The organism is Pseudooceanicola pacificus (genome assembly GCF_009789075.1).
GTDB classification, from domain to species: domain Bacteria; phylum Pseudomonadota; class Alphaproteobacteria; order Rhodobacterales; family Rhodobacteraceae; genus Pseudooceanicola; species Pseudooceanicola pacificus.
This window is the reverse complement of sequence record NZ_WNXQ01000005.1, coordinates 292,247-303,010: the sequence shown is the minus strand read 5'-3', so window position 1 is coordinate 303,010 and position 10,764 is coordinate 292,247. Positions and strand designations below refer to the sequence as shown.

Below are 10,764 nucleotides of genomic sequence, written 5' to 3'. Positions count from 1 at the left end.
CGGCTGACCCCGTTGCTCAAGGCCGCCGCCGGCGACAACCCCCGCGCCCAGGGCCCGGCCTGCGCGGCGGCCAGGCCGCGCCCGTCATCGGACACCCGCACCATCAGGCGCGGCGCGCCACCGGCACCCGGGCGCATCGTCAGCGCGACCTGCGCCCGCCCCGCGCCGGAATGGTGCAGCACGTTGCTTGCCGCCTCGCGCAGGATGGCGCGCAGGGAATTCGCCACATGCGGCGCGACCGGCCCGTCCGGCAGGCCGGCATCCTGCGCCCAGTCCAGCGCCACATCCGCCGCCGACAGATGTTCCGAGATCTCCGCCCGCAGGTCGCCCAGCAGGTCGGCCATGTTCACCACCTCTCCGGCCGGGGTCGAGACGATCTCGCGCAGGTCGGTCAGGGTCTGGCGGATCAGCGCATCCTTGCGCCCCGGATCCCGCGAATGCAGGGCCCCCAGCAGCTGGACGCCGATGTTGTCATGCATGTCGCGGTTGATGCGGCGGCGCTCTTCCTCGGCCCCGGCCTCGTAGGCGCGGCGGCGTTCGATCACCTGCGCCGCCATCTGCAGCACCGCCGCCACCCGCTGGGCGTCACGGGCCGAAAACAGCCGCCGCCCCCGGTGCGACCATTTCATCCGCGTCGATTCGACGGCGTCGATCCCCGGCAGGTCCATCGCCGCGCCGCCTTCGCGCAGGACCGGCGCGTCGACCTGCTGCGGCGCGCGGGTGATCTCCATCGGCTGGAACAGCACCGTCAGCAGCTCGTGCAGCTTGTCGCGCTGCGCAGCCGCCCCCTGCGCCAGGGCGACACCGGAGACGAGGTCAAGCAGCTCCTCGGTCGTGGTGGCCCTGCGCCCGCCGAGGGCGCGCGCCAGCTCGTCCCTTGCGGGCAGGTAGAGGAAGGCCACCACCAGCAGCGCCAGCGAGAAGGCCGGGAACCGGTCCATCGTCACGGCATAGACCAGCGCCGCGTCCAGCAGCAGCAGCAGCGCCACCCCCCCGGCATAGAACAGCATCCGGAAGGCGTAGAATTCCAGGTCGAACAGCCGGTAGCGCGCCACGCCCACGGCCAGCCCGGCATAGACGATCAGGAACAGCCCGAAGGCATGGCCCTGCGAAATCTGCGGCTCCATGCCAAAGGCCTGAGGCATCGCGATCAGCCCGACGAAGCCGCCGGCGCCCAGCGTGACCGACAGGCCGAACCAGCGCAGCGCGGCCCGGGCATGCGGATTGCCGCGCGTCACCACCACCTGAGCGGTGGCGGCGACCAGGATGCAGATCATCTCGATCAGCACCGGCAGGTGGATCGTCATCACCGAGGTGACGGTCAGCCTGAGGACGGCCAGCACTGCCCATGTGCCAAAGACCGCAACCGGCAGCCAGACCGCCCAGCGGGGCAGGTAGCGGACCGGGTAGACCAGGAACAGGCAGATCATCCCGATGCCAAAGGCCAGCGCCCCGCCCGTGTTCACCGCCGAGGCGAAGGCAAAGACCATCTCGGGCAGCGCCAGTTCCCGCGTGGAATAGAGCGCGGCGGCGTGGGACGAGGCCATGAGCCCGACCGCCGACAGGGCCAGCCAGGCCGCCGCCGGCTCGCGCCGCCGCACGGCCAGCACCCAGCCCCCGATCCAGACCGCCGACAGCCCGACAAGGAGCTGCACCCAGAAGACCCCGGGCAGATCACTCATCGGGCGCATGTCCCCGGGCCGGACCGGCAGGGCGAGCTCGGCCCCGTCGCGGGCGACCACCAGCTCGACCGGCCCGGCGCGCAGCGCCGCGTCCAGCGCGCCGCTGTGGGCGAACATCTCCTGCATCGCGGCAACGGTGGGCAGGCCGTCGGGTTCCTCGATCACATCCTCGGCGCTGATGGCAAGGGGCGCTCCGCCGCCCGGAATCAGCGCGACAAGGCGATCCCCGAAGCGCAGCCCGGCCGAGGGGCCGTCATCCAGCCGCCCGGCCACCACCGCCGCGCCCTCCTGCGGGACCAGGTGCAGGCCCAGGAAGGGCTGTGTCAGGGCCAGCCACAGCACCACCGCAGCCGAAATCATGGGCAGGGCGATCAGGCCCGAAAGCAGAATGAATGGCGTGCGCAGCATTCCAGAAATCCGTAAAACCGCCGGACCGCAGGGCGGCCCGCGCCCGGGAACCCCGCAAGATGCGGACCGGGATGAAATCCGCGTGATCTTGCGGGCATTCAGTGTCCCGATCAATGCTTTGCTGCCCCCCTGATCGGGGGGGAGCAACCCGGGCCCAGGTGGGACTACACAAGTGACGCGGGGGAAGCTTGCAACCCCAGGCTTGGAAATTTCAGCGAAACCATCGGATATGCCGGCCGCGCGTCCCATCAAGCAGCCGGTCGCCATTTAATGACGTAGCCCTTTTCCAAAATTACCGGCGCCAGGCCCGTCCCCAGAGGCACGCGCCACGCGCGCGGTGCGAGCCGTTTCTCGCACCGCGTGACGACTGCCCCGCACCGCCATGTCCCGCCATGCCACATCCATGCCGCTTTGCCCCCCGCGCTGTGCGGCCCTGTGCCCGCGTCTATAGTGCCGGGCACAGCACAGAGAGGGCCAGACATGCTGAAAACCCGGTTCACCGAAATGATGGGCATCGACCACCCGATCGTGCAGGGCGGCATGCAGTGGGTAGCGACGGCCGAACTCGCCTCGGCGGTGTCGAACGGCGGCGGTCTGGGCGTCATCACCGCGCTCACCCAGCCCGACCCCGCGGCCCTGAGCGCCGAGATCGCGCGCTGCCGGTCGATGACGGACAAGCCCTTTGCGGTGAACCTGACGATCCTGCCCTCGCTGCGGCCGATCCCGCACAAGGACTACGCCCAGGCCATCGTGGATGCCGGTGTCGGCATCGTCGAGACCGCCGGGTCCAACCCGGCCGAATTCATCGGCATGTTCAAACAGGCCGGGATCAAGGTCATCCACAAATGCACCGCCGTGCGCCACGCCCTGACGGCGCAGCGCCTGGGGGTCGACGTGATCTCGATCGACGGGTTCGAATGCGCGGGACATGTGGGCGAGGACGACGTGACGAACCAGATCCTCGTGCCGCTGGCGGTGGATGCGCTGGATATTCCCGTCATCGCCTCGGGCGGGTTCGGCAACGGGCGGCAGCTGGCGATGGCCCTCGCGCTTGGCGCCGAGGGGATCAACATGGGCACCCGCTTCATGGCCACCGCCGAGGCGCCGATCCATGCCAACGTCAAGCAGCGCATCGTCGAATCGGGCGAACGCGACACGCTGCTGATCCTCCGCCCCCTGCGCAACACCAGCCGGGTGATCCGCAACGCGGTGTCCGAAAAGGTGGTCGCCAAGGAACGCGAGATGGGCCAGGACGTCAAGATCGAGGACCTGATGGACCTCGTATCGGGCGCCCGGGGCCGTGGCGTCTATACCGAGGGCGACCCGGATTCGGGGCTCTGGACCGCCGGGATGGTGGCCGGGCTGATCGAGGACGTGCCCACCTGCGCCGCGCTGATCGCCGGCATCGTGGCCGAGGCCGAGGACGTGATCCGCAGGCGCCTGCCCGCCCTGGTCGCCTGACACCATCTTGCCAAGGGGCGGCGCGTCGGGCATCCCGCGCGGATGGACTATGACACGCTGATCCTGGGCGCCGGGGCCGCCGGCCTGATGTGCGCCGCCCATTGCGGCGGCCGGGTGCTGGTGGTCGACCACGCCCGCGCCCCGGGCGAAAAGATCCGCATTTCCGGCGGCGGGCGCTGCAACTTCACCAACATGTACTGCGAGCCGGGGAATTTCCTGTCGGCCAACCCGCATTTCGTGAAATCCGCCCTGGCGCGCTACACGCCCTGGGATTTCATCGCGCTGGTCGACAGCCACGGCATCGCCTGGCATGAAAAGACCCTGGGGCAGCTGTTCTGCGACGACAGCGCCAAACAGATCGTCGCCATGCTGCTGGACCTGCTCAAGGCGTCCGGCGCCGAGCTGGTGCTGCAAACCGGGGTGGAGGATGTCGCACGCTCCCCCGGCGGATTCACGGTGCGGCTGAGCGACGGTCGCCGGGTGCAGGCCCGCAACCTTGTGGTGGCGACGGGGGGCAAGTCGATCCCCGGCATGGGCGCCACCGGCTTTGCCTATGACCTGGCCCGCCAGTTCGGCCATGCGGTGACCGACACCCGCCCCGCGCTTGTGCCGCTGACCTTCAACGCCGACCGTTTCCCCGGTCTCTCCGGTGTCTCGCTGCCCGCCCGGGTCGCCGCCGGCACCGCCAGTTTCGACGAGGCCCTGCTGTTCACCCACCGGGGCCTTTCCGGCCCTGCGGTGCTGCAGGCAAGCTCCTACTGGCGCGAGGGGGAAGAGATCGCGGTGACCCTCGCCCCCGCCGCCGACCTGGCCGGCGCGCTGAAGGCGGCGCGCCAGACCGACGGGCGCAAGGCGCTGCCGACAGTGCTGGCCCGCCACCTGCCCGCCCGGCTGGCCGACCATCTGGGGGTCGAACTGGGGATGTCGGGCAACCTCGCCGACCAGTCAGACCGCGCGCTCGACGCGCTGGCCGCAACCCTGGCGGACTGGCGGCTGAAACCCACCGGCTCCGAAGGGTATCGCACCGCCGAGGTCACTCTGGGCGGGATCGACACCGGCGGGCTGTCCTCGCAGAGCATGGAATCCAAACATGTGCCCGGGCTCTATTTCATCGGCGAATGCGTCGACGTGACTGGGCACCTGGGCGGGCATAATTTCCAATGGGCCTGGGCCTCGGGCATGGCCGCCGCCGGGGCGATCCGGGCGGCCTAGCCCTGGTCCAGCGCCGCCTTGACCCGGGCGGTGAAATCTTCGCCCCGCCGCTCGAAACTGTCGTACTGATCGAAGGACGCCGCCGCGGGGGCCAGCAACACCGTGTCGCCCGCTTCCGCCTCGGCCACGGCATGGGCGACGGCGGTGGCCATATCGGTGCAGACCTCGGCCTCGATCCCGCGCAGCTTGACGGCAAAGGCGGCGGCCTCGCGCCCGATGACATAGGCCTTGATCACCGAACCGGCGGCCTCCAGCAGCGGGTCCAGCCCGCCCTCCTTTTCCAGCCCGCCGCAGATCCAGCGGATTTTCGGAAAGGCCATCAGCGCCTTGGCCGCGGAATCCACATTGGTCGCCTTGCTGTCGTTGACGTAGCGCACGCCATGCGCCTCGGCCACCAGCTGCGAACGGTGCGGCAGGCCGGCAAAGCTGTGGAACGCGGTTTCGATCACCCGCGGCGCGATGCCCAGCACACGCACCGCGGCATAGGCGGCGCAGGCGTTCTGATGGTTATGCGCCCCCGGCAGGCCCGCCACGTCGCGCAGGTCGATCGAGGCGACCTGCTTGCCCTTGCGCCATTCCGACAGGAAGCCCTTGCGCGCAAAGACCTGCCAGCCCGGGCCCGACAGCTTGCGCGCCGACGAGACGCGGATCACCCGGTCGTCCGCCGCCCCTTCGGAGAGCTGCCCGGCCAGGTACTGGCCCTCGGGTTCGTCCACGCCGATCACCGCGCGGTCCGGCCCGCCCTCGGCAAAGAGCCGCCGCTTGGCCGCGAAATATCCGCCAAGCCCGGCGTGACGGTCCAGATGGTCGGGCGAGAAGTTGGTGAAGACGGCCACATCCGGCGTCAGCGCGCGCGCCAGGTCGGTCTGGTAGGAGGACAGTTCCAGCACCACCACGCCGCCATCGTCGGGCGGGTCGATGTCCAGCACGCCGCGCCCGATGTTGCCCGCCAGCTGCGCGCTGCGCCCGGCGGCCAGCAGCAGGTGATGGATCAGGGCCGAGGTGGTGGATTTCCCGTTCGACCCGGTCACCGCGATCACCCGGGGCGGCGTGTCGAAGTCATCCCAGGCGCCCGAGGCGAGCGAGCGGAAGAACAGCCCGATGTCATTGTCCACCGGCACGCCCGCGTCATAGGCCAGGGCGATCACCGGGTTGGGCCGCGGGTAAAGGTGCGGGATCCCGGGGCTGACCACCAGCCGCGCGATATCGTCCAGCGCATCGGGGCGCGACAGGTCGCGGCAGGCAAAGCCCTCGCCCTCGGCCGCCTCGCGCGCGGCGGGGTTGTCGTCCCAGCAGACCGGCACCGCCCCGCCCGCGCGCAGGGCCCGCGCCGTCGCCAGGCCCGAGCGTCCCAGGCCCAGTACGCCGATGTTCTGTCCGTCAAATCCCGTGACCGGTATCATGCCGTTCCCTGCCCCTTGTTTCACGCCGTTCCGGCGACCTGCCGCTCGATCCATTCGGCCCGCGCGCCGATCGTCAGGCGCGGCACCTCCACCGTGCGGTAGCCAAGGTCCGGCAGCAACCGATGCAACGCCTCGAATTCCGCCACAGCCGCGTCCCAGCCGTGCCGCCGCGCGTCATCTATCCGGTAGATATCGCGCCACGGCGGGACAAGATAGACCGTCCCGTCATAGCGCCGGTCACCGATCCGTTCTGCGCAATCCCCCGGCAACCCGCCGTGCGACAGGAACCAGACCTGCGCATCCAGGAACGAGCGGTCGTAGAACGTGACCCCGGGGGCCGCCGCATCGAACCGTTCCACCGACAGCTCAAGCGTGGCGCGGACAAATGCGGGCAGGTCCAGCCAGGGCAGCACGGTGCCGCCCCGCGCCTCCTCCGCCGTCACGATATCGCGCCCGGCCTCGGCGCAGGTGGCATGGCCCCGGCGGGCCAGTTCCTCCAGCAGCGAGGACTTGCCCCCGCCGGAACAGCCCGACAGCACCACCCGGCGGCGCATCTCAGCGCAGCTTGAGCGTCGCCAGCCCGATCATCGCGAGGATCAGCGAGATGATCCAGAACCGGATCACGATCTGCGGCTCGGCCCAGCCCTTCTTCTCGTAGTGATGGTGGATCGGCGCCATCAGGAAGACGCGCTTGCCGGTGCGCTTGAAGTAGAGCACCTGGATGATCACCGACAGCGCCTCGACCACGAAGAGGCCGCCAATGATGCCCAGCACGATCTCGTGCTTGGTGGCCACGGCAATCGCCCCGATGGCCCCGCCAAGCGCCAGCGAGCCGGTGTCGCCCATGAAGACGGCGGCGGGCGGCGCGTTGTACCACAGGAAGCCCAGCCCCCCGCCCACGAGGCCCGCGACAAAGATCAGGATCTCGCCCGTGCCCGGTACGTAATGCACGTCGAGATAGTCCGAGAAGTCGACCCGCCCGACCGTATAGGCGATCACGCCCAGGGCCGAGGCCGCGATCATCACCGGCATGATCGCCAGCCCGTCCAGCCCGTCCGTCAGGTTCACCGCATTGGCCGATCCGACGATCACGAACATGGCGAAGGGCGTGAAGAAATAGCCCAGATACAGCAGCACGTCCTTGAACACCGGCAGCGCCAGCTGGTTCTGCAACTCTGGCGGATGCGCCCAGGTGGCCCAGATCGCGGCAATCGCGGCGATGACGAAGCCCAGGCCAAGCCGCATCCGGCTGGACAGCCCCGCGACGTTCTGTTTCGACACCTTGGCATAATCGTCGGCAAAGCCGATCAGCCCGAAGGCCAGCGTGACGAAGAGCACGATCCAGACAAAGGGATTGTCGAGCCGCGCCCAGAGCAGGGTCGAGGTCAGCAGCGCGCCCACGATCAGCAGCCCGCCCATCGTCGGCGTCCCCGCCTTGACGAAATGCCCCTCGGGCCCGTCGGTGCGGATCGGCTGGCCCTTGCCCTGTTTGCGGCGCAGCACGTTGATCAGGGGGGTCCCGAACAGGAAACCGAAGATCAGCGCCGTCATAAACGCCCCGCCAGCGCGGAAGGTGATGTAGCGGAACAGGTTGAAGACATCGCCGCCATCGGACAGCGCGGTCAGCCAGTAGAGCATATCGGTTCCCAATTCATGATTGTGCCGCCGGATGGCCCAATTTGCGCATGGCGTCAACGACCAGCGACACCTTGCTGCCCTTGGATCCCTTGACCAGCACCACGTCGCCGGCATCCACCAGCCGGGCGGCCTTGCCGGCCAGGCTCTCGGCCTTGGCGGCATAGCGGCCCCGCTGCGCCTCGGGCAGGGCTTCGTAGAGCGGGCGCATCAGCTGGCCCACGCAATGCACCACGTCGATGGCCGACATCGTTTCCAGATCCGCCAGGCCAAGGTGCATGGCCGCCTCGTCGGGGCCCAGTTCCAGCATCTCGCCCAGCACGGCCACCCGGCGCCCGTGGGAATGGCGCCCGACATTGTCGCGCGGGGTGGCGGCGGCCAGCACCTCCAGCGCGGCGGCCATCGAGGTGGGGTTGGCGTTGAAGGCGTCGTCGATCAGCTCGAAGCTCAGCCCCTCCTCGACGCGGTCGAGCAGAAGCACCTCGCGCATGCCCCGCCCCGCGGGCGGCGACCAGCGCGACAGGTCGGCGGCGGCCAGCGCCCGGTCGAGGCCAAGCGCCCAGGCCACGGCCAGCACGCCCAGGGCGTTGACGGCGAAATGCCGCCCCGCCGCGCCGACCTTGTAAAGCACCTGGGTCCGCCAGGCCCGCGCCTCGGCCACGGTGGTGTCGTCGGAAAAGCCGATGCCGGTCAGGCGGTGGTGATTGCCCGCCGCCTCGCCAAAGGTGATCACCCGCGCGCCACGGGCCAGCGCGGTGTCGATCAGGATCGGCGAGGTATCGAGGTCGCCATTCACAACGGCCACGCCGCCCGGCTCCAACCCCTCGAAAATGCTGGCCTTTTCCCGGGCGATCCCGGCGAGATCCTCAAACGCCTCAAGATGCGCGGCGGCGACGGTGGTGATCATCGCCACATGCGGGCGGGCCAGCCGGGCCAGCGGGGCGATCTCTCCGGGGTGGTTCATGCCGATCTCGATCACCGCAAGTTCGGTGTCGGCGGGCATCCGGGCCAGCGTCAGCGGCACGCCCCAGTGATTGTTGTAACTCGCCTCGGCCACATGGGTGCGGGCCTGATGGCTGAGGACCACGCGCAGCATTTCCTTGGTCGAGGTCTTGCCGACCGAGCCGGTGACCGCCACGACCTTGCCGCCCATCCGCGCCCGCGCCGCCCGGCCCAGATCGCCAAGCGCCTCCAGCACATCGGGCACGATCAGCAGCGGCGCGTCGGGGGCCACTCCTTCGGGGACGTGATCCACCAGCGCGGCCCCGGCGCCCTTGTCCAGCGCCTGTGCCACGAATTCATGCCCGTCGCGCGCGGCCTTGAGCGCCACGAACAGATCGCCCGGCCGGATCGTGCGGGTGTCGATGGAGACGCCGTTGACGGACCAGTCGCCGCGCAACTCGCCCCGCGTCGCTGCCCCGGCTTCCGCCGCGGTCCAAAGGCTCATGCAAGCCTCCCGTCCAGCGCCGCCACCGCGACCGAGGCCTGTTCGGCATCGTCGAAGGGATAGGTGCTCGCCCCGATGATCTGGCCGGTCTCGTGCCCCTTGCCCGCGATCAGCAGCGCATCGCCGGGGCCAAGCGCGTCGACACCGCGCAGGATCGCCTCGGCCCGGTCGCCGACCTCCAGCCCGTCGGGACAGCCCAGCAGGACGGCCTGCCGGATCGCCGCCGGATCCTCGGAGCGCGGGTTGTCGTCGGTCACGATGACCAGATCCGCATGTTCCGCCGCCGCCTGCCCCATCAGGGGCCGCTTGGTCGCGTCGCGATCGCCCCCGGCGCCCAGCACGACCACCAGCCGGCCCATCACATGCGGGCGCATGGCCCTGAGCGCGGTCGACACGGCATCCGGCGTATGGGCGAAATCGACATAGACGCCCGCCCCCGTTTCGCGCCGGGCGACCAGCTGCATCCGCCCGTGCACCGTTTCCAGCCCCGAAAGCGTGCCGAAGACATCGCCCGGCGCGTCGCCGCAGGCAATCGCCAGCCCCGCCGCCACCAGCACGTTTTCCGCCTGGAAGCCGCCGATCAGCGGCAGATGCACCTGGTGCTGGCGCCCGTCCCAGCCGAAACGCAGGACCTGCCCGTCGGGTTCGAACCTTTGCGCCAGGATGCGCAGCTGTGCCCGCCCGGTGCGGCCCACGCCCAGGATCTTGGCGCCCTTGTCGACGGCGACCTGCGCCATGTCGGCCCCGCGATGTCCGTCGAGATTGATCACCGCCACGCCCTCGGGAGGCAGCAGCCGGCGGAAGAGGCCCGCCTTGGCGTCGAAATATTCGTCAAAGCTCGCGTGGTAATCCAGGTGGTCCTGGGTGAAATTGGTAAAGGCCGCCGCCGTCAGCTGCACCCCGTCCAGCCGGCGCTGCGCCAGCCCGTGGGAAGAGGCCTCCATCGCCGCATGGCTCACCCCGGCGCGTGCGGCCTCGGCCAGCAGGCGGTGCAGGGTGATCGGCTCGGGCGTGGTGTGCGACAGGGGGGCGTGCCAGGCGCCTTCGACCCCGGTGGTGCCGACATTGACCGCGTCATGGCCCAGAATCGACCAGATCTGCCGGGTGAAGGTCGCAACCGAGGTCTTGCCGTTGGTGCCGGTCACCGCCGCCATCACCTCGGGCTGGGCCCCGAACCAGAGCGCGGCGGCATAGGCCAGCGTCTGGCGGGCGTCCTCGGCCACGATCAGCGCGGCGCCCGAGCGCATCATCGCCTCGGCGGCGGTGGCGTTGAGGATCTGCACCCCCTCGGCATCCGTCAGGATCGCCGCAGCCCCGGCCTCCAGCGCCTGCCCCACGAAGCGGGCGCCATGCACCCGGGTGCCGGGCAAGGCGGCAAACAGGCTGCCGGGCGTCACCGTGCGATTGTCCACCGTCAGGCCGGTGATGCTGGCCGCCCCGCCCTGCCTGGCCGTCAGGCCGAGGTCGGCCAGAGTCCTGATCTTGCCCGTCTGCCTCGCTGCCATCTGACCCTGCC

Annotated in this window: 8 protein-coding genes; 2 read left to right on the top strand and 6 right to left on the bottom strand. The window is 70.0% G+C overall.

Features of this window, described 5'->3' with window-relative positions:
* Nucleotides 1-2,090: sensor histidine kinase (locus tag GLS40_RS11470; protein ID WP_160382859.1), on the bottom strand; the 2,090-nt coding region annotated here is incomplete at its 3' end.
* A gap of 480 nt (nt 2,091-2,570) precedes the next feature.
* On the opposite strand from GLS40_RS11470, the gene GLS40_RS11465 reads away from it, so the two are divergent.
* Nucleotides 2,571-3,551 carry an NAD(P)H-dependent flavin oxidoreductase gene (locus tag GLS40_RS11465; RefSeq protein WP_160382858.1) on the top strand — a complete coding sequence of 327 codons (981 nt, stop codon included), beginning with the start codon at nt 2,571-2,573 and terminating at the stop codon, nt 3,549-3,551.
* A gap of 42 nt (nt 3,552-3,593) precedes the next feature.
* Nucleotides 3,594-4,763, top strand: coding sequence for a BaiN/RdsA family NAD(P)/FAD-dependent oxidoreductase (locus GLS40_RS11460; RefSeq protein WP_160382857.1), 1,170 nt, complete (start codon nt 3,594-3,596; stop codon nt 4,761-4,763).
* Here the strand turns inward: GLS40_RS11460 and murD are convergent.
* Genes murD through GLS40_RS11435 form a run of 5 tightly spaced genes read right to left on the bottom strand, consistent with a single transcriptional unit; the run spans nt 4,760 to nt 10,753 of the window.
* Nucleotides 4,760-6,166 (bottom strand): UDP-N-acetylmuramoyl-L-alanine--D-glutamate ligase, encoded by a 1,407-nt coding sequence (gene murD, locus GLS40_RS11455; protein WP_160382856.1) that lies wholly within the window; start codon nt 6,164-6,166, stop codon nt 4,760-4,762. The two genes, GLS40_RS11460 and murD, sit on opposite strands and share 4 nt — an antisense overlap.
* A gap of 20 nt (nt 6,167-6,186) precedes the next feature.
* Nucleotides 6,187-6,720, bottom strand: a complete 534-nt coding sequence (locus tag GLS40_RS11450; RefSeq protein ID WP_160382855.1) for an AAA family ATPase — start codon at nt 6,718-6,720, stop codon at nt 6,187-6,189.
* Between the two features lies 1 nt (nt 6,721).
* Nucleotides 6,722-7,804 carry a phospho-N-acetylmuramoyl-pentapeptide-transferase gene (gene mraY / locus GLS40_RS11445; protein WP_160382854.1) on the bottom strand — a complete coding sequence of 361 codons (1,083 nt, stop codon included), beginning with the start codon at nt 7,802-7,804 and terminating at the stop codon, nt 6,722-6,724.
* Between the two features lie 13 nt (nt 7,805-7,817).
* Complete coding sequence (locus GLS40_RS11440; RefSeq protein ID WP_160382853.1) at nt 7,818-9,248, bottom strand: UDP-N-acetylmuramoyl-tripeptide--D-alanyl-D-alanine ligase; 1,431 nt, start codon at nt 9,246-9,248, stop codon at nt 7,818-7,820.
* Entirely contained in the window at nt 9,245-10,753 is a 1,509-nt protein-coding gene (locus GLS40_RS11435) for a UDP-N-acetylmuramoyl-L-alanyl-D-glutamate--2,6-diaminopimelate ligase (RefSeq protein WP_160382852.1), read from the bottom strand. Before GLS40_RS11435 ends, GLS40_RS11440 begins: the two co-directional genes overlap by 4 nt.
* Nucleotides 10,754-10,764: the final 11 nt, after the last annotated feature.

Bases quoted from the DNA above. Each gene is read 5' to 3' on its own strand.
- GLS40_RS11435 (WP_160382852.1), bottom strand. From the start codon at position 10,753: ATGGCAGCGAGGCAGACGGGCAAGATCAGGACTCTGGCCGACCTCGGC.
- GLS40_RS11440 (WP_160382853.1), bottom strand. From the start codon at position 9,248: ATGAGCCTTTGGACCGCGGCGGAAGCCGGGGCAGCGACGCGGGGCGAG.
- mraY (WP_160382854.1), bottom strand. From the start codon at position 7,804: ATGCTCTACTGGCTGACCGCGCTGTCCGATGGCGGCGATGTCTTCAAC.
- GLS40_RS11450 (WP_160382855.1), bottom strand. From the start codon at position 6,720: ATGCGCCGCCGGGTGGTGCTGTCGGGCTGTTCCGGCGGGGGCAAGTCC.
- GLS40_RS11460 (WP_160382857.1), top strand. From the start codon at position 3,594: ATGGACTATGACACGCTGATCCTGGGCGCCGGGGCCGCCGGCCTGATG.
- murD (WP_160382856.1), bottom strand. From the start codon at position 6,166: ATGATACCGGTCACGGGATTTGACGGACAGAACATCGGCGTACTGGGC.
- GLS40_RS11465 (WP_160382858.1), top strand. From the start codon at position 2,571: ATGCTGAAAACCCGGTTCACCGAAATGATGGGCATCGACCACCCGATC.